This is a genomic window from Micromonospora sp. RTBAU3-60, assembly GCF_054963695.1.
Window position 1 is genome coordinate 292677 of sequence record NZ_JBUEGB010000001.1, and the last position, 18336, is coordinate 311012.

The 18336-nt window shown below is 71.2% G+C and carries 14 protein-coding genes; 8 read left to right on the forward strand and 6 right to left on the reverse strand.

Annotated elements, in window-relative coordinates:
- Window positions 1-250 precede the first annotated feature (250 nt).
- The 3 genes from ACY34I_RS01155 to ACY34I_RS01165 are packed head-to-tail and all read left to right on the forward strand — an operon-like array spanning window position 251 to window position 3914.
- On the forward strand, window positions 251-2572 hold the full coding sequence (locus ACY34I_RS01155; protein ID WP_462751925.1) for a transglycosylase domain-containing protein: 2322 nt from the start codon (window positions 251-253) through the stop codon (window positions 2570-2572).
- Between the two features lie 59 nt (window positions 2573-2631).
- A complete protein-coding gene (locus ACY34I_RS01160) occupies window positions 2632-3249 on the forward strand; it encodes a YdeI/OmpD-associated family protein (protein WP_462751567.1) in 618 nt (205 codons plus the stop codon).
- Window positions 3246-3914, forward strand: a complete 669-nt coding sequence (locus ACY34I_RS01165) for an HAD family hydrolase (RefSeq protein WP_462751569.1) — start codon at window positions 3246-3248, stop codon at window positions 3912-3914. Before ACY34I_RS01160 ends, ACY34I_RS01165 begins: the two co-directional genes overlap by 4 nt.
- 16 nt (window positions 3915-3930) lie before the next feature.
- Here ACY34I_RS01165 and ACY34I_RS01170 read toward each other — a convergent pair whose 3' ends face one another.
- From ACY34I_RS01170 to ACY34I_RS01185, 4 genes are all read right to left on the reverse strand, one after another.
- Window positions 3931-4533, reverse strand: coding sequence for a TlpA family protein disulfide reductase (locus ACY34I_RS01170; RefSeq protein WP_462751571.1), 603 nt, complete (start codon window positions 4531-4533; stop codon window positions 3931-3933).
- A complete protein-coding gene (locus ACY34I_RS01175; RefSeq protein WP_462751573.1) occupies window positions 4530-4961 on the reverse strand; it encodes a hypothetical protein in 432 nt (143 codons plus the stop codon). Before ACY34I_RS01175 ends, ACY34I_RS01170 begins: the two co-directional genes overlap by 4 nt.
- A gap of 75 nt (window positions 4962-5036) precedes the next feature.
- A complete protein-coding gene (locus ACY34I_RS01180) occupies window positions 5037-7091 on the reverse strand; it encodes a M6 family metalloprotease domain-containing protein (RefSeq protein WP_462751575.1) in 2055 nt (684 codons plus the stop codon).
- 242 nt (window positions 7092-7333) lie between these two features.
- Window positions 7334-8224, reverse strand: coding sequence for a dihydrodipicolinate synthase family protein (locus ACY34I_RS01185; protein WP_462751577.1), 891 nt, complete (start codon window positions 8222-8224; stop codon window positions 7334-7336).
- A gap of 302 nt (window positions 8225-8526) precedes the next feature.
- On the opposite strand from ACY34I_RS01185, the gene ACY34I_RS01190 reads away from it, so the two are divergent.
- Window positions 8527-9753: a PucR family transcriptional regulator gene (locus tag ACY34I_RS01190; protein ID WP_462751579.1), complete on the forward strand. Its 1227-nt coding sequence runs from the start codon at window positions 8527-8529 to the stop codon at window positions 9751-9753.
- A gap of 46 nt (window positions 9754-9799) precedes the next feature.
- Here ACY34I_RS01190 and ACY34I_RS01195 read toward each other — a convergent pair whose 3' ends face one another.
- Window positions 9800-11716 carry a Xaa-Pro dipeptidyl-peptidase gene (locus ACY34I_RS01195; RefSeq protein WP_462751581.1) on the reverse strand — a complete coding sequence of 639 codons (1917 nt, stop codon included), beginning with the start codon at window positions 11714-11716 and terminating at the stop codon, window positions 9800-9802.
- A gap of 434 nt (window positions 11717-12150) precedes the next feature.
- On the opposite strand from ACY34I_RS01195, the gene ACY34I_RS01200 reads away from it, so the two are divergent.
- The 3 genes from ACY34I_RS01200 (at window position 12151) to ACY34I_RS01210 (ending at window position 16933) form a co-directional block, all read left to right on the forward strand.
- Window positions 12151-14568 (forward strand): M14 family metallopeptidase, encoded by a 2418-nt coding sequence (locus tag ACY34I_RS01200; RefSeq protein ID WP_462751582.1) that lies wholly within the window; start codon window positions 12151-12153, stop codon window positions 14566-14568.
- A 192-nt stretch (window positions 14569-14760) separates the two neighbouring features.
- Window positions 14761-15969 carry an NAD(P)/FAD-dependent oxidoreductase gene (locus tag ACY34I_RS01205; protein WP_462751584.1) on the forward strand — a complete coding sequence of 403 codons (1209 nt, stop codon included), beginning with the start codon at window positions 14761-14763 and terminating at the stop codon, window positions 15967-15969.
- A gap of 10 nt (window positions 15970-15979) precedes the next feature.
- The gene (locus ACY34I_RS01210) at window positions 15980-16933 is read left to right on the forward strand and encodes a sigma-70 family RNA polymerase sigma factor (RefSeq protein ID WP_462751586.1); all 954 of its coding nucleotides are present in this window, start codon (window positions 15980-15982) and stop codon (window positions 16931-16933) included.
- Window positions 16934-17136: 203 nt separating this feature from the next.
- On the opposite strand, the gene ACY34I_RS01215 is transcribed toward ACY34I_RS01210, so the two are convergent.
- The gene (locus ACY34I_RS01215) at window positions 17137-17727 is read right to left on the reverse strand and encodes a DinB family protein (RefSeq protein WP_462751588.1); all 591 of its coding nucleotides are present in this window, start codon (window positions 17725-17727) and stop codon (window positions 17137-17139) included.
- 123 nt (window positions 17728-17850) lie between these two features.
- On the opposite strand from ACY34I_RS01215, the gene ACY34I_RS01220 reads away from it, so the two are divergent.
- Complete coding sequence (locus ACY34I_RS01220; RefSeq protein ID WP_462751590.1) at window positions 17851-18261, forward strand: hypothetical protein; 411 nt, start codon at window positions 17851-17853, stop codon at window positions 18259-18261.
- Window positions 18262-18336 lie beyond the last annotated feature (75 nt).

An 18336-nucleotide genomic window follows, 5' to 3' on the forward strand; every position in this document is an offset into this window, starting at 1 on the left:
GCGGCCGGAGCCGCGACGGTGACCGGGGCGCCCCGCTGCCCGTCACCGTCGCGGCGGCGTCCGGTGATGCCAGCCGGTAGCCACCCGATCACGGGGCGCGGCCGAGCTGGTCCGCACGGCAGCAGCGCGGCGGCGACCAGCATCACACCCGGCGGCGGCGACTGCCGCCGTTGTCACCGCAGGTCCGCTAGCCTGGCGGGCCGAGGCAGGGACACGATTCGGCCGAGCAGTCGGAGGGTATCGGGTGCGGATGCTTCCAACCGGTGACAGCGACCACGTCGGGGGTGCCACCGCCCCAAGGCCGGGGCGGCCACGTCGGCGCCGGCGAATACTGATCTTCCTGGCGGTCTTCGCGCTGCTGGCCGGCTCCGGCGTGCTGGCCGGCGGCTACTACTTCGACAGCGTGCCCACGCCCACCGACCTCAAACTCCCGGAGTCGACCACCGTCTACTACTCGGACGGCCGCACGCCGATGGCCAAGCTGGGCGCGGAGAACCGCACCATCGTCCCGTACGACCAGATGAACGACTCGGCCAAGCAGGCCATCGTGGCGGCCGAGGACCGCACCTTCTGGACCAACAAGGGCATCGACTTCAGCGGCGTGCTCCGGGCCGCCTGGTCGAACCTCACCGGCGGGCAGCGGCAGGGCGCCTCCACCATCACCCAGCAGTACGCCCGCGTCGCCGCCGACCTGCGCGGGGTCACCTACTCCCGGAAGCTGCGCGAGGCGGTCATCGCCTGGAAGCTGGACGACAAGTACAGCAAGGAGGAGATCCTCGGCTTCTACCTGAACACCGTCCCGTTCGGCCGGGGCGCGTACGGGATCGAGGCGGCCGCGCAGACCTACTTCGGCAAGACGGTGCGCCGGGACGCGCCCGCCTCCCAGCAGCTCACCCAGGCGGAGGCGATGGTGCTCTGCGCGATGGTGAAGCAGCCGGAGGCGGATCCGAACGATCCCGAGGGCTCCCCCGGCTACGACCCGCGGCGCAACGCGACGGCCCGGCAGAACTCGATGGACCGCTGGAACTACATCCGCGACGGCATGGTGAAGCTCGGCTACCTCACGCGGGAGGAGGCGGCGAACCTGGCGTACCCGGACGACGTGAAGCCGATCGACCCGGACGCCGGCCAGTCCGGCCTCGACCGGCCCACCGGCCTGGTGGTCGACCACGTGCTCAGCGAGCTGCGCCAGACCGAACAGTTCCGCGGCAAGCCGGACGAGGTCATCCGCGACGGCGGCTACCGGATCGTCACCACCATCGACAAGCGGGTCCAGGACGCGGCCGAGGCGGCCGCCGACATCCGGCGCGGCACCGCCCCCGACGCGGTCCGCGGCCAGCCGAAGAACTGGCAGGCCGCCCTGGTGGCGGTGGAACCGGGCACCGGGCGGGTGCTCGGCTACTACGGCGGCAACAGCAGCACCGGCGCGGACTACGCCGGCTGGTACTACGACGAGAAGGGGCAGGCGCACGGGTTCGGCCAGCACCCGCCGGGCTCGTCGTTCAAGGTGTACGACCTGGCCGCCGCCGTGGAGAACAAGGTTTCCGTGAAGCAGCACTTCGACTCGCCGGACACCAAGGAGTTCCCCGAGTCGGGGCGGACCAAGGCCAGCCCGGCCGGCCCCATCCGCAACGCCGAACATGCGCCGTGCCAGCCGAACTGCGCCCTCTGGGAGGCCACGGTCGCGTCCCTGAACGTCACCTACTTCGAGCTGACCGAGAAGCTGGGGGTCGCGAAGGTGATGGACATGGCCAAGCGGGCCGGCGTCGACTCCATGTGGGAGACGGTGCAGGGCAACCCGCAGCCGCAGCGGGTGGACCTGCGCGACAAGCCGACCGACGAGGTCGCGAAGCGCTTCTCCACCGAGGTCGGCATCGGCCAGTACGGCATCACCGTGCAGGACCACGCCAACGGGATGGCCACCTTCGCGGCCGGCGGCAAGCGCGCCGAGGCGCACTTCGTCCGGTCGGTGACCAAGGGCGACGACAAGATCTACACCGAGCAGCTGAAGACGACGGACCTCGGGCTGAACGAGGAGGCGATCAACCAGCTCGACTGGACGCTGCGCCGGGTCAAGGCCGCCAAGTTGGACAACGGCTGGGACTCCGCCGGGAAGACCGGCACCTGGCAGGCCGGGCAGAGCACCACGCAGAACGTGCACACCTGGATGGTCGGCTGGACCGGCGCTCTCGCGGCCGCCGTCTGGCTCGGCACCACCGACGGAAAGCCGCTGCGGACGAAGGACGGCAGCTACGAGGTGTACGGCGCCAGCGGCCCGGGGCCGATCTGGCGGCAGTTCATGGCGCAGGCGACCGAGTCCCTCAAGCTCGACCCGGACAAGTACCGGTTCGACGACCCGAAGTTCCCGGACGATGCCCCGTCGACCACCGGCCCGGCGCAGCCGGCGCCGACCACCTCCGCGCCCCGGCCCACGACGCGGCCGACGCCGAGCGTGACGCCCTCGGAGTCCAGCCCCAGCCCGACCGACTCGTCGACACCGCCGCCGACGGGGTCGCCGTCGCTGCCCCCGCTGCCCACCCTGTCGCCGTCGAAGACCCGGAAGCCGCAGTGACGGACGCTCCGCCCGGGCCACCGCCGGCGGTGGGATGATCCACCGGTGGAGAACCTGACGTGAGCGGTGACCTGCCGGAGCTGACCGTCCCGGATGCCGCCGCCTGGCGGCGGTGGCTCGGCGAACACCACGCCGACCCCACCGGGGTGTGGCTGGTCCTGGCCAAGCGTGGCAGCCAGGGGCCCACCACCCTCAGCTACGACCAGGCGCTCGATGAGGCCCTCTGCCACGGCTGGATCGACGGGCAGGTCAAGGGCCGCGACGAGAGCACCTACCGGCAACGGTTCACCCCGCGGCGGGCTCGTAGCCCCTGGTCGGCCCGGAACGTCGGCATCGTGGCCCGGCTGCTGGCCGAGGGCCGCATGCACCCGGCCGGGATCGCCGAGGTGGAACGCGCCAAGGGCGACGGCCGCTGGGACGCCGCCTACGCGGGACAGGCCGCGGCGGAGGTCCCGGCGGACCTCGCCGCCGCGCTGGCCGCGGAGCCCCGGGCCCGGGCGATGTTCGACATCCTCACCGCGCAGAACCGGTACGCCATCCTGTACCGGCTCACCAGCGCCAAGCGTGCCGACACCCGGGAACGCCGCATCGCCCAGTTCGTCGCCATGCTGGCCCGCGGCGAGACCGTCTACCCGCAGCGCCGCACGCTCGACGAACGGGGGGACGTGGCCGGGTGATCCGGGCTGTCGCGGTCGACGTCGACGACACGCTGTGCCTCACCGAGGCGGCGTGCTTCGAGCTCGAGAACGAGGTGCTGGGGCGGATCGGCCGCGACCCGATGCCGCGGGCCGTGCACCTGGCGACCTGGGGGCAGCCGCTGCTGGAGGCGATGCGGCAGCGCTCGCCGGGGGTGGACCTGGACCGGTTCGCGGCGGCGTACCCGGACGTGCTGCACCGCTACGTCGCGGCCGGCCGGCTCGACGTGATCCCGCCGGAGAACCTGCGCGCGCTGGACCGGCTGGTGGCGGCGGGGCGGACGGTGCTGCTGCTGACCTCGCGCACCGAGGCGGAGATGGCGCACCTGCTGGCGCCGGACCACGTCCTGGCCGAGCGGGTCAGCGCCGTCTTCCACGCCGGCAACACCCGCTACCGCAAACCCGATCCCCGGGCCTTCGACGAGCTGCTCGCCCGCACCGGGTTCGCCCCGCACGAGTGCGCCTACGTGGGCGACTCGCCGGGTGACGCCGAGGCCGCCGGGAAGGCGGGACTGTCGTTCGTCGGTTGCCTGCAGAGCGGCGTACGGCGGCGCGCGGATTTCGACCCGCGCCACGTCGACCTGTTCATCGACGCGTTCCCCGAGGTGGTGGACGCCGTGGCGCGGCTGGAGTCCGGACGCCGCTGACGGCCGGCGGCGCCGGTCAGGGGGCGAGCACCAGCTGGCGCAGCTGGCCGTCGAGGGTCGGTGCGTCCACGCCGCCCGGCCAGCCCCGCAGCAGCGCACCGCCCTTGGCGACCAGCACCACGGCTGGGGGTTCGCGGACCGCGTACGACCGCCAGATCGCGCCGTCGTCGTCGACCACGATCGGATACTCCACCCGGTGCTCCCGCAGGTAGCGCTGCAGATCCTCCGGCTTGTCCTCGGTGACCACCCCGACGAAGACGACCTTGTCCCGGTGGGTGCGGGCCAGCTCGCTGAGGGCGTCCTGCCGTTGCGCGCAGGCGGTGCACCAGGAGCTGAAGAAGACCAGCACGACCGGGCGGTCGGCCCACAGGTCGGCGAAGGCGATCGGGCTGCCGTCGGTGAGCGGGCCGGTGACGGCCGGGGCGCCCGGCGCGCCGGACGGGGCCGGTCGCAGCGCCAGGCCCGCCGGCGCCGGGCCGGGCAGCGCCGATGCCCCACCGGCGACGGTCTCGGTCCGCGCCGGCGCGTCGTCGCCGCCGCCGGAACAGGCGGTCGCGGACAGCACCGCGCCGAGCGCCAGCGCGACGGCCGCCAGCCGGACGGCGTACGGGCGGGTCACGAGGGCACCACGGCGACCAGCGCCGGCCCCTCGCTGCTGTTCGAGGTGAGGTCGATCGCCGGGTGGCCGTCGACGACCAGCCGGTAGGCGTCCCGGGCAGCCAGCTCGACCGGTATGGAGAACTCGCAGTACGTCGGGACGCGGGTCACCTCCAGGTCCTCCTCGAAGGTGGCCACGGACGTGCCGGAGGACAGCGCGCCCTCGGCCAGCGTCCGCCCGCCGGCGTCGATCACCTGGAACGGCGCGCGGTTGTGGAAGTGGGTGTACGGGCCGGTGCCGGCGCACTCCACGCCCTCCGGCCGGATGTTGATGTCCCGCACCAGCACCCGCACGGTCATCGCCGACCGGGCCTCGTCGGCACCACCGCACCCGGCCAGTGCGCCGGTGAGCAGCGACGGCAGCACGACCGCTGCCAGCAGACGCCGCATCTGTCCTCCAGATCGTCGGGGCGGGCCCGGGGTGGCGGGGAACGTGGTCCCCACCGCCCCGGGCCCTTCCGTGGGTCAGCCGAGCAGCGCCCGGGGCCGTTCGACCCGGCACTGGCTGGTCACGGTCTTGCTCGGGTCGCTCTCCGAGGTGGCGGTGAGCGTCACCAGGGTGGTCGCGGCCGCGTCGGCGGTGGCGCCGACCGAGACGCCGACCGGGGTGGTGGCGCCGAACTCGGCGGTGGCCAGCTCGTTGGGCAGCTGCACCCGCCAGCCCTTGCCGTCGACGGTCGCCGAGAGCCGGTACACGTCGGACTTCAGGTACGCGCTGGCGTCCTCCGGGTGCACCTGCTCGCCGGCCACGTACCGGCCGGTGTTGGTCAGGTCGAACGTGCAGTTCGCGCCCTTGCCGGTGGGCTCGCCCCGGGTGACCAGGGAGCCCTTCGACAGGGCCACGCCGTGCTCGCTCGGGCCGGCGCCGTCCAGCGACCGGACCGCCACCGTGTAGGACAGCACCCCGGCACCGTCGCGGCGGAGGTTGAGCACGTAGAAGTGCAGCCGGTTGGCCTCGTCCACGTACTCGTACTCGCTGCCGGAGTTGGCGCCGGCGTGGAACAGCGCGTCCGACAGCTGCCGGTAGTCGCCCATGGTGATCTTCTGCGGGGTGCCGTTCGGCTGGTAGAAGTCCACCATGTCGATGTCCTGCGGGTTCGCGTCCACGACCCACACGAACGGGGCGCTGTCGGTGTTCTTGGTCTTGCTGATCAGCACGCCGTTGTCCGGGGTGAACGAGTCCGCACCCATCCGCTGGACGACCTCGACGGTGTAGTTGTTGAACCGGCCGCCGTCGCAGAGCGGGTCGGTGGTGGTGCTGCACGCCGGCGAGCGGTCGGCGTTCATCGCGATGTTGATGCCGGTCAGCCCACCCGGGCCGGCGTCGACCGCGCGGGCGGTGACGTCGGCGACGACCAGGCCGGACGACGCGAGCCCCTCCCGCGACAGCCGCAGCGCGTGCTCCTCACCGACCAGCCCGATCTTCAGCTTGTCCCGCAGCGTGTGCAGCGATCCCATCGAGCCACCGTTGACCGGGGGGATCTGCCAGCGGGTGTGCGGTCCGCCCGGGCCGTTGAAGGAGCCGCGCGACATCATGCTCCAGATGCCGGTGTACGCGCGGCGCAACGGAACGCCGTACGGGTTGTTGTAGTTGTCGCCGATGCTCAGCAGGTGGCTCAGCTCGTGCGCGTACACGCCCATGCCCGAGCTCTCCGCCTGGGTCGACGAGCCACCACCGGCGTTCGGCCAGATCGTGGCGGCCGCCTTCCAGGACGTCCACTCGACGTACCGGGTCTTCGCGTAGTTGGGCAGGTTGGGGTCCGGCGGGCCCCACGCGTCCGGCACGTCCTCCTTGTTCTGGAACATCATCTGGCCGAACTCCTGCCAGGTCGAGGACTCGTCCTGACCGGCCGACAGAATGAAGACCAGCTCGAAGCTGTTGGCCACCGCGTCGCCGACCGCCGCGCGCCAGGCGCCCAGCCCGTCGGTACGGATGTTCTTCGCGCACGCCTCACCCGACGGGCAGGCGCCGGGGTTGAAGCCGTTGTCGATGCCGTACTGGTAGGACTTCGCCGGCATCTCGTACGGGCCGAAGCCGCTGAGGTCCACGCCGTAGCGGCCGTTGGAGTCCTGCATCCAGTACTCGTGCAGGGTGTGTCCCCGGTTGAGGTCGCCCGGCTTGTTGAGGAAGTCCGAGTAGAACTGCGCGACCTGGTTCCGCGGGATGTTCGCGGCGGTCGCCTGGGGGTTGCCGAAGACCGAGGACTTCGCCGGCTGGGTGACGACGAACGGCTGGTCCGGGTAGTCGAGCGTGACCAGGGCGATCTTGAAGTTGCGGACCGACCCGCGCACGGCGGGGTCGGCCCAGTTCTTGTTGGGAACCGGCTTGTAGTCGTCCCAGGTCATCGCGTCGGGATTCTGCCAGTTCTGCGGGTCGAGCACCTGGAACGGGGCGGTCCCGTCCAGGTCGCCCGGTGCGGCGGCGGCCGGCCCGGTGGCGCCGGACGCGACCACGACGGCCGTGACCGCGGCGGCCAGCACCGAACGCCACACCGCGCGCCTGGGGGGTAGAAGGTGCATCGGGTCACCTTTCAGGTCGGGGGCTTCATCGGCGGGGCGATCGAGCGACGGTTCCGGCTCACGGCGCGACGTCAGACGCGCCGAGCCCGAGTTGTCGCGATACGGGCCACTCGTCGTCCCGCGTGATCACACCCGATCCGAATCTAGGAGCCGGCCGGCGTACGGTCACCGTGCAGATGTCGGCAGGTGGACCGACCACTTCCGACACGTGCAGGACGACATCCGGGCCCGATCCGGTGTGGCTACGCCTCGACGTCGGCCCGCAGCGCCCGCCGCACGTCCCGGCACAGCTGCGTCTCGGTCTCCGGCGGCAGCATGCCGCGGGGTGGCCGGCAGGGCCCGCCGTACCGGCCGACCAGCCCCATCGCCAGCTTCACCGCCTGGACCGCCTCCGGCCGGGAGGCCCAGCCGAGCAGGGGGTGCAGCTGCGCGTACAGCGGCAGCGCCGTCGCCAGGTCGCGGGCGGCGCACAGCCGGTGCAGGCGTAGGCTGAGCCGGGGCAGGGCGTTCGCGCAGTGCCCGATCCACCCCGTCGCGCCGCACATGGTCAACTCCAGCAGCACGTCGTCCGCCCCGGCCAGCACGTCGAGGTGGGGGCACAGGTCACGCACCCGGTGCAGCCGCCGTACGTCGGACACCCGCACCGCCACCACGCCGTCGAGCTCGGCGATCCGGGCCAGCAGGTCCGGCGTCAGATCTGTCCTGCCCTCGACCGGATCGTCGGAGACCACCACCGGCAGCCCGACCGCGGCGACCTCGCGGTAGTGGGCGACGACCTCGGCGGCGCCGACCGGGTAACCGACGGGCGGCGGCGCGAGCACCGCCTGGGCACCGACCGAGCGCGCCTGCTCGGCCCACCGCCGGGCCTGGCGGCTGCCGTACCCGCCGACGCCCGGCACCACCGCGCAGCCGGCCGGCGCCGCCTCGACGGCCGCGCGGACCACGTCGGCGCGCTCACCGTCGGACAGGGCCCGGTACTCCCCCAGGGAGGCGGAGGGTGACACCCCCTGGCAGCCCTCGTCGGTGAGCCACCGCACGTGCTCCTGGAGCCGGTCGTAGTCCACCGAGAGATCGGCCCGGAAGGGGGTGGGAACAGCGACGATGACGCCCTGCCAGGGCCTGGTTGCGGCCACGGAGGTGTTCCCTTCTCGAACGCTGGCGCTTTGGTGGGCGTACACCAACCGGCAGGACGCCCCCACCTGGCCTCTCGGGCCGGCTTCCGCAAACGTTAGGGGCGAAGCCCGCCGTGGGTCTTCCGACAGATGCCGAAACCGTCCAGGGTTTATCGAGATTAGGTGTCGCGGCACTGGCACGAGGATTGCGGCCGGGTCAACATCATCGGGAAGGTTTGCCAACGGTCCTACCCGCACAACAGCCAGCCGGGGCCGAGCGGCGACACCGCAGGGATCGGGCTGGCCGGGGGAAGCGCATGCGCATGGAGCTGCAACGCATCGTCGACCGCGTCGCGGCGCGGGTCAAGCGGCCGGCTCTGATCGAGGACCGGCGCCAGCGGGTCGTCGTCTACAGCGAGCACAGCGGGGTGATCGACGGGGTACGCCGAAGCTCGATCCTGCGCCGGCACACCACCCCGGAGGTCATCGCCTGGGCCCGGGAAATCGGGATCATGGAGGCCCGGGAGCCGGTCCGCACCCCGGCCTGCCCGGAACTGGACCTCCTGCCCCGGGTGTGTGTGCCGATCCGGCACCAGGACCTGCTGCTGGGCTTCGTGTGGTTCATCGACGAGACCAACGGGATGACCGACGAGGACATCTCGGCGGTGGCCGAGGCGATGCCGGACCTGTCGCTCGCTCTCTACCGGGAGAACCTGCTCGGCGAGCTGGCCTCGCAGCGGGAGGCGGAGGCGACCCGGACGCTGCTCGTGGAGTCCCCGGAGGCCCGGCGGGAGGCCGTCCGGTCGCTGCTGACCGACGGCGTGGTCACCAGCGACGGTCAGGTCACCGCTCTGGTCGCCCAGCTCGTCGTGGCCCCGGACGGGGTGCTCGACGACGCGGCCCGGATCGCGCTGGAGCACGCCCTCGTCGCCACCCGGCACTGGGTCGGATCGCGCGAGACGCTGCACCTGGTCCGGCACGATCACGGGGTGCTGCTGCTGTGCGGTGGGCGCAACACCGGGCGGCTCGCGGCGGCGGACGCCGCGGCGCAACTCGACCAGGCGTTGCGCGGGGCCATCCGGGGGCTGGCGTCGGTGGCGCGGACCGTTGTCGGGATCGGGGACGACCGACCGCGCCTGTACGACAGCGTGCTGTCGTACCAGGAGGCCTTCCAGGCGGCCCGGGTGGCTGTCCAACTGCCCGCCCTGGGTCCGGTGGTGCTCTGGTCCGAGCTGGGCATCTACCGGCTGCTGTCCGGGATGGACGCCCGCCACCTGGACGTCGCGCGGGTGCATCCGGGGCTGGGCCGGCTGCTCGACGACGAGGCCCACCAGGTGTTGCTGGAGACCTTGGAGACCTATCTCGACCTGGCCGGCAACGCCCACGCCACGGCGGAGCGACTGCGGCTGCACCGGACGACGCTGTACTACCGGCTGCAGCGGGTGGAACTGCTCGCCGACGCCGACCTGAAGGACGGCAACGAACGGCTCTGCCTGCACCTGGCCCTCAAGCTCGGCCGGCTGACCGGCCAGTACCAGCCGAGCGGCTGACGACGGGGGCGGGGCGCCGGATGCCCGGCGCCCCGCCCCGTGATCCCTACAGACCGGCGGCCTCCGCGGCCGTCCGGCCACCGACCACCGGCAGCGTGATCCGGCTCCGGTCGAAGTGGACGGTGATGTGGGCCCGGTTCTGCTTGGCCCGGCTGCTGTACCCGGAGTACGACCCGAGCAGGACCACCCCGATCTGGTGCCCGGCGTCGAAGACGTAGTCCTCGGGCAGCAGCTTCACGTCGACCTCGGTCTTCGTGCCGGGTGCCAGGGGCGTCGACACCGACGGCGAGTCGAGGTTGAGGCCGTCGATGATGCCCTTGGTCACCAGCTCCTGCGGGTTGGTGGCGACGTTCTTTTCCACCTTCTTGTAGCAGGCGTCCTCGGCGAAGCCGCCCCAGGTCGCCGGCTCTCCCCAGCAGTCCTCCTCCGTCAGCGTCCGGACGCCGTCACCGGCGGTGCTGAAGCGCTGGCGGGTGCCGTAGTCGACGAGCAGCCCGGCGAAGCTGGTGTCCTCGCCGTCGACGGTGGCGTTGATCTTGACGATCGGGGTGCCCGAGATGTGCAACGGCGCCTTCAGCGGCGCGGAGAGGAACACCAGCCGGTTCTCGGTGTTCGCCGTCGGATCCGACGGGTGCCGGATCGCGTTGGTCTGGCTCATCGTCGGGGTGTCCTGGAAGGTCGCCGAGCGGTTGCCGGGACCGGACTTGACGGACAGCCCGCCGGCGTTGCCGGCGGCCGGCGCCTGCAGGAACACCTGGGTCGGCTGGGTGTTCGGCAGCGGCCAGGTGGCGGCGGTCTCCCACACGTCCGGCAGCCGCTCGATGTCGACGGCCGGCTCCTTCATGATCCCGTTGTCGATGCCCTGCAGCCAGTAGTCGAACCAGCGGTGCAGGGTGTCGACCCACTGGGCCCGCCGGAAGTCGAACGGGTCGACGTGGCCGGTGCCGGTCATCCAGAGCTTGCGCGGCACGCCCTGCGCGCCCAGCGCCTCCCACCACTTGCTGAAGTGGTCCGGCCGGACGTTGTCGTCGTTGATCCCGTGCACGACGAAGACGCTGGCCTTGACCCGGTCGGCGTGCGGCACGTAGTCGCGTTCCGCCCAGAAGTCGTTGTAGTCCCCGGTGGTGTCGTCGCCGCCCTGCCCGAGAGCGGTGCGCACCGGCGCGCAGTACGCCCGGCGGGCGGGGTTGGTGACCGTGTTGGCGAGGCTGCCCGAGTAGTTGTTGGCCCGGGTGACCAGGCCGTTGCTACGCGAGTAGTCGTACCAGCTGGAGATGGCGGAGATCGGCACGATCGTGGTCAGCCCGTCCACCCCGCTCGCCGCGGCGGCGTTGGCCAGGGTGCCGTCGTACGACTTGCCGATCATGCCGGTCCGGCCGTTGTGCCAGTCGGCGACGACCTGCCGGCCGGCGGCGTCGTAGCCGGGCCGGCGCCCGTTGAGCCAGTCGATCGCGGTCGGCGCGCTGATGTTGTCGGCCTGGCCACCGGTGACCGGGCAGCCGGTCGAGTTGTTGGTGCCGATCATGTCGAGCAGGATCATCGCGTAGCCGCGCGGGACGAAGTAGTTGTCGTAGAAGAGGGGCCATTTGTCGTTCAGCCCGTCCCCGTCGACGTCGGCCTTGCACTCGCTTTCGTTGCCTCGGCAGACCGTCGAATAGTAGGGGCTGGCGTCCATCACGACCGGCACCTTGAGCCCGTTCTGGCTGGCCTTCGGGCGCATGATGTCCATGGCCACGACATCGAGCTTGCCGTCGCCGTCCGTGTCGACGTCGGACGTGACGAAAATGCGTTCCCGAACCGCGTCGGCATAACCGAACACCGGCTGCGTGACACCGTTGGAAATCATCAACTCGGCGCGCTCGTCGGCACCCGGCTGGGCCAGCGCCCCGGTTGCCGGCAGGCCGGCGGCCACGACCGCCAGGGCCACCACCGACGCCCGCCAGGCGCGTCTTCCTCTTCGCATCCACCTGCTCCTCTCCCGCACACCGGCCGTCGACCAGCGGCTCCGGTAACCCTCCGTTCGGCGGGCACCGGTCACCGCCACGACGTCGCACCGAACCTACGGATCGACACATCTGCAGGTCATCGGACACCTGTGGAAGATGCGTGCCGTCGACTCCTACGCCTGTCGCAGGGCGGAAGCACAATCACCGGCATTCATCGTTTCGTGACGTACCGTCATTGACAGCGCGCGTGGCGTGAGTTCAGGATTTTGGCCAACCCGCCGGCCGATCGCCACCCCGGGGCACCTCTCGCCGTCAATTAGCGACGGCTCCGGTAAGCGATTTTCACCGGCCCTCATCCGTCGGTCGCGCCGAACCTCCGCAGCAGCTGGACCCCGATTCCACCGACCGTCGACGCCCGCAGTTCCGTACGACAGAAAGGGCAACGATGCGAATGCCTAACTCCGGTGACCGCCGCTGGCGCGCACCGGTCGTCGCGATCGCGGCCGTCTCGGCCGTGCTCCTGGTCAGTCCGGCCTCGGCCGTCACGCCGAAAACCGAGGACGCCGGCGCGAGCACCGAACTGAACCGGCTGCCCGACGAGGCGGCCAGCGTGGTGGAGGTCCTGCTCGCCGACCGCGACGAGTTGGACGAACTCGTCGCCACCGGCGTCGACCTCGACCACCACGTCGAACAGACCGAACAGGGGATCGTCGCCCACGCGGTGGTCACGCCCACCGAGGCCGCGGCCCTCCGGGCCCGGGGCTACCGGCTCGGCGAGACCCTCCTCCGGCCCAGCGACTCGGCGGACCGGGTCGCGGAGCGCGCGGAGACCATCGCCGCGCACGTCGCCGAGAACCGGGCGTTCACCGCGGCCCTGGAGACCGCCGGGACCTCGGATGTTAAGATCATCCGCGCCGACTACTACACCTCGGGGACCAGCCAGATCCTGTCCGTCGAGGCGAAGTGGGCCCAGGGCCAGACCTCGACCAGCACCCTCACGGTCGTCCGGGACAGCGGCCCGGGCACCGAGCTCGGCTCCGGCGGCAGCCAGAGCATCTCCCGCTTCGTGGACGCCGGCGTCTACCTGTACCACCGGGGCGCGTCGACGGTGACGACCCGGCCGGACCGGATTCAGATCACCAGCCCGACCGGTGGGGTGGCCGTCGCCCAGGTCAAGGAATGGCTGCCCATCCCGGCCGACGACCCGGAGGGCGCGGGCTACCAGAAGGACTTCGTCACCAGCTACCTGACGCCGACCGACCTCTACGACCGGATCCACCAGCTCGCCGCCGAGTTCCCCGACCTCGCCGAGGTCGTGGAGCTGCCGTACAAGACGAACGGCTACCGCCGCAAGGCGCAGGCGGTGCTCGGCACCACGAACGCCAACCGGGTGGCGATCGACTCGCTCGCCTGGGGACACGAGGGCGGCAACGGCATCTCGGTCGAGCTGGTCAACCCGGGCGCCGCCAGCCGACCGCTGTCGGTGAGCGTGACCGGCAAGGACATCCGGGTCAGCCTGGCGACCAACGCCAGCGGCGCGCTGACCAGCACCGCGGCCCAGGTCGCCGCGGCACTGAACGCCAACGCCGGGTCGCTGGTCCGGTCGTACACCTACCGCGGCGACGCCGGTGCCGGTGTGGTCGCGGCCGCCGCCAAGACGGCGCTCACCGACAATCTGAAGGCGCCGGCCAGCGTGTCCCGGGACCCCCACCCGGTGTACGCGATCCGGATCGGCGAGCAGCGCGACGGGTCCAAGATGGGTGTCCTCGCGTACGCCCAGGAGCACGCCCGCGAGTGGGTGCCGCCGCTGGTCGCCGTCGAGACCGCCGAGCGGCTGCTGCGCAACTACGGCCACGACGGCCGGACCAAGCAGCTGCTCAACAACCTGGACATCTGGATCGCCCCGTCGATCAACCCGGACGGCGGCCACTACTCGTTCTACGACTTCAACTCGCAGCGGAAGAACATGACCAACCACTGCGCGCTGACCGACGCGGCCGACGCCAACGGCCGGAACTCGTGGGGCGTGGACAACAACCGCAACTACACCGAGTACAGCCTCTTCGACGGTTACTCGGGCGCGTCCAGCAGCTGCACCAGCGGCACCTACGCCGGCCCCAGCGAGCTGTCCGAGCCGGAGGACAAGAACCTCGACTGGCTGGCGCAGCGCCCCAACATCAAGTTCTCGATGAACCTGCACTCCTCGGGCAACTACTTCATGTGGTCGCCGGGGGCGTACGCCACCCCGGGCCGGATCTCGGCACCCCGGCCGACCCTCGCCGAGGAGTCGTTCTTCTGGGGCGCGTCGGCCCGGATCCTCACCGCGATCAAGCGGCAGCGCAACATGGCGGTGACGCCGGCGCGGACCGGCCCGATCTCCGACGTGCTGTACTCGGCGGCCGGCAACTCCGGCGACATGCTCTGGTACAAGTACGGCATCTATGCCTGGAACTTCGAGGTCGGCACCTCGTTCCAACCGGAGTGGGACGAGGCGCACCAGGAGACGATGGAGTTCTCCAACGGCCTCGTCGAGCTGATGCGGGTGGCCCGGGACTTCGACACCGACCACCAGCGGCCGGAGAGCGGCCTGTCGGTGAAGCCCAGCGCGACGCCCGGCATGGTGGACGTGACGTTCACGGTGAGCGAGCCGGCGGCGGTCTTCTACACCCTCGACGGCAGCGCACCGACCTACTCGTCCACGCTGTACGCCTCGGCGGGGATCCGGGAGGGCGGCGAGACCCTGACCCTGCCCGCCGGGACGAAGATCCACTGGTTCTCGGTGGACGCGGCCGGCAACGTGGAGCAGAACTACCGCGCTGACGGCACCGGCAAGAACTTCCGCAAGGGCAGCGCCGTGCTGCCCGGATAACGGCATCCGACACGGTGCCGGGTACGGCGGGCTCGCGCCCCGTACCCGGCACCCGGGCGCGCCTCGGCGTCGCGAGCATCGTTGGGCGGCGCACCTGCCGCTCTGTGACCCATGCCACGTGCAGTTCCTGTCAGCAATCGGGGCGCCGTTCCGCTCAACTCACGGAGGCAAGCGAACCGACAGGAGCAGCACATGAAGCACCGCATCGTCGTCCTCGGCGCCGGCTATGCCGGGGCCCACGTGGCCGGGAACCTGGCCCGCCGGCTGTCCCCGGCGGACACCGAGATCATCGTGGTCAACGCCGAGCCGGACTTCGTCCAGCGGCTGCGGCTGCACGAGCTCGCGGCCGGCCACGAGATCAAGGCTCCGAAACTCGCCGACGTCTTCGCGGGCACGGGGATACGGCTGCGCTTGGCCCGTGTCACCGCCGTCGACCCCGAGCGCCAGGTCGTCGCCGTGGCCGGCCCCGACGGCGACGGCGAGCTTGGCTACGACACGCTTCTCTACGCGCTCGGCAGCCACGGCGACGACCGCGGCGTCCCCGGCGTTGTCGAGCATGCCTTCGACATCGCCGCCCGGCCCTCGGCGCTGCGCCTGCGCGAGCGCCTGGACAGCCTGGGCAGGCGGAGCGAAGGCGGGCGTGTGCTGGTCGTCGGCGACGGGTTGACCGGCATCGAGACCGCCACCGAGATCGCCGAAGCCCGGCCCGGCCTGTCGGTGGCGTTGGTCGCCCGCGGCGAGCTGGGCGCCCGGCTCTCCGCCGGAGCCCGCAGCCACCTGCGCCAGGCCTGCGCCCGGCTGGGCATCACCGTCCTGGAGCACACCAGCATCGAAGCCGTCGAAGCGACGCGGGTGCTGTGCGCCGATGGCACCACCCTGGCGTCCGATGCAACCGTGTGGACGGCCGGGTTCGCGGTCAACCCCATCGCCGCCGCCAGCGGGCTGGAGGTCACCGAGAACGGTCGGATCGTCGTCGATCGCACCATGCGGTCGGTCTCGCACCCGAACGTCTACGCCGCCGGCGACAGCGCCTATGCCATCGGCGACAACGGCCGGCCGCTGCCGATGTCCTGTGCTTCGGCCGGCTTCACCGGCCAGCAGGCCATCGAGGCGATCATGGGACGCCTGACCGGCCGCAAGATCGCGAACACCAAGCTGGTCTACCCGGGCAACCACATCAGCCTCGGGCGGCGGGACGGGATCCTGCAGCTGGTCGACGACGAAGCGCGAGCAAAGCCGAAGTACGTGGGCGGCCGGAAGGCCGCGCGGATCAAGGCGGCCATCCTCAAGGTCTCGCTGTGGGCCACATCGCACCCGACCTTCGGCATGCCCAAGCGCAAGCGCCGCCTGGCCGCCGCGCCGAATGCGTCCGCCAAGAAGGCGGTCGGCGTAGCCGCCTAGGGTGATCCGCGTGGACGGCACCGCCACTGATCGCTTCGACACCAGCCGGTTCGAGGCCAGCCGGAATCGGCTGGCCTCGCTGGCGTACCGGCTGCTGGGCTCCGCCGCCGACGCCGAAGACGCCGTGCAGGATGCGTTCCTGCACTGGCAGGCCGTCGACCGGCAGCGGATCAAGGTGCCGGAAGCATGGCTGACCAAGGTCGTCACCAACCTGTGCCTCGACCGGCTCCGCTCGGCACAAGCCCGCCGCGAACGCACCGTCGGCGCCTGGCTGCCCGAACCGCTCCTCGACGGCGACCCGATGCTCGGCCCGGCCGACACTTTCGAGCAGCGCGAATCGGTCTCCCTGGCCGTGCTGACACTCATGGAGCGCCTGTCACCCCTCGAGCGGGCCGTCTACGTCCTGCGCGAAGCGTTCTCCTACAGCCACGCCGAGATCGCCGAGATCCTCGACATCACGGAGTCCGCAAGCCAGCAGCACCTCCACCGGGCCCGACACCGCATCACCGCCGCGCGCCGCCGCGGCGGCGAAGTCGACCCGGCATCCGCCCGCAGGATCGTCGAGGAATTCCTCGCCGCTGCCTCCTCGGGCCGCACCGAACGGCTGGTGGCGCTGCTCACCGACGACGCGACCGCGATCTCCGACGGCGCCGGCCTGGCCAAGACGCTGTTGCGGTACGACACTCCGCAGCGCATCGCCGCCGTCGTACGGGCCGGCTTCAAACCCACACCCGCGAAACGGCGATTTGCCGGCGGCACGCCCGCCATCCACTACGCGCTCGTCAACGGCGCCCCCGCCATCCTCTTCGTGCTCGGCGACCAGGTCATCGGCGCCGTGGCGTTCGACGTCACCACCGGCAAGATCGCAACCGTGCGCGGCATCGCCGCCCCCACCCGCCTCGCCCGTCTCACCGAAGCCTGGCGGCAGCACGAACCGGACCCGCCCCTCATCGCCGCGTGGTGACCCGACGCCAACCGCGGCCAGGCGCAGCACCGTGCTGCGATGAACCGCTCCCAGGCTTCGGACACCACCAGCCGCATGCGGACAGCGTGCAGCGGCTCGCTGCCGTCACGCGCTGAGAGCCCTGCCAGTCACCGAGAGCTGAGTATGCAATCGGCGGCGAGGTCGCCGCTGAACTCACCGACTGTGCCGACGGGACCCGGCGGCTATCCGAAGCGGTCAGCCAGCTTCGTCAGCTTGGTGACGTACGCCGGCCAGTCATAGTCGTGCGGGATGTTGGTGTTCTCCCGCCGCAGGCCGATCGCCGTGTCGTGCTGCTCGCGCATGATGTCGGCGTGACCGGCGTGACGAGCAAGGTCGCAGGTCACGTGAATGATGATCCTTTGCAGCGTCACGGCCTGTGCACCTGGCCGCCACCACGGCACCCGCCCCGGCGCGTCGAGCGGTAGCTGTTCGATCGTCTGATCCGCGAACACTCCGACACGGCGATACAGGTCGATCAGCCCTTCCTTCGTCTCCTCCTCCCGCGCGTACCAGTCTGCCTGCGGGTCCTCCTCGAACGCCTGCATGGGGACCAGTTCCTCAGGCGTCGGGAATTCGCGCCCGAAGGTAGGCCCGAAGTAGCCGGCTTCGACGTTGAGGCAATGCTTGAGGACTCCCAGCAGGTTGTTGCCGGTCGCGGTGCGGGGCAGTCTGGCTTCGCGTTCGCTCAGCCCGTCGAGCTTCCAGATCAGGTCTTCGCGAGTCGTCTGGAGGTAGTGGTGCAGCGCAGCCTTCGCATCGCCCAAGTCAGCCATGCCCGCCAGTCTTCCTCATGCGCCGAGCCATCGTGCGAGGTGCCGTCTCCAAGATCAGAGAACACCAGCCCGGCGGCGAGCTGACCGGTGGCCACTGGGCGCAGGTGAGCGAGGATGTGGCCCATGGGCCATGCGCATCATGTTTTCCACAACCCGCCGCCGGCGACGCCGGCCGATGTGCTCGCGGCGCTTGATCGCGGCGAGCTCTCCAGCGCCCTGGATGCGATGGTCGGTGCCGCGCTGTACGGCGACGGGGACTGGAAGGAGCTGCAGGAACTCTATCTTGGGCTACTCGATCACGAGGATTGCCAGGTGAAGGCCCTCGCCGCCACGTGTTTGGGCCACCTGGCGAGGGTTTACGGCCAACTGGAGGAAGCTCGAGTAGTTGCCGCCCTTCGCCGTGTTCGGTCGGCCCCTTATGTCGGCGGTACCGCCATCACCGCCCTGGAGGACATTGAGCTCTTCCTCCATCCTCGGCGTGCGCGGTGGCGGGGGCGCCTATGGAGAACCCTTCGTCCTTGGACCTGGATCTGAATTTATCCACCAGGGGCGCGTCTACGGACAGGTGACATCCTCCGGCGACCAGCCGTCGGACCAGGACGCTGTTTG

Coding starts and splice junctions, on each gene's coding strand:
- ACY34I_RS01220 (WP_462751590.1), top strand. CDS start 17,851: ATGGGCCATGCGCATCATGTTTTCCACAACCCGCCGCCGGCGACGCCG.
- ACY34I_RS01155 (WP_462751925.1), top strand. CDS start 251: ATGCTTCCAACCGGTGACAGCGACCACGTCGGGGGTGCCACCGCCCCA.
- ACY34I_RS01195 (WP_462751581.1), bottom strand. CDS start 11,716: ATGCGAAGAGGAAGACGCGCCTGGCGGGCGTCGGTGGTGGCCCTGGCG.
- ACY34I_RS01180 (WP_462751575.1), bottom strand. CDS start 7,091: ATGCACCTTCTACCCCCCAGGCGCGCGGTGTGGCGTTCGGTGCTGGCC.
- ACY34I_RS01175 (WP_462751573.1), bottom strand. CDS start 4,961: ATGCGGCGTCTGCTGGCAGCGGTCGTGCTGCCGTCGCTGCTCACCGGC.
- ACY34I_RS01190 (WP_462751579.1), top strand. CDS start 8,527: ATGGAGCTGCAACGCATCGTCGACCGCGTCGCGGCGCGGGTCAAGCGG.
- ACY34I_RS01215 (WP_462751588.1), bottom strand. CDS start 17,727: ATGGCTGACTTGGGCGATGCGAAGGCTGCGCTGCACCACTACCTCCAG.
- ACY34I_RS01205 (WP_462751584.1), top strand. CDS start 14,761: ATGAAGCACCGCATCGTCGTCCTCGGCGCCGGCTATGCCGGGGCCCAC.
- ACY34I_RS01200 (WP_462751582.1), top strand. CDS start 12,151: ATGCCTAACTCCGGTGACCGCCGCTGGCGCGCACCGGTCGTCGCGATC.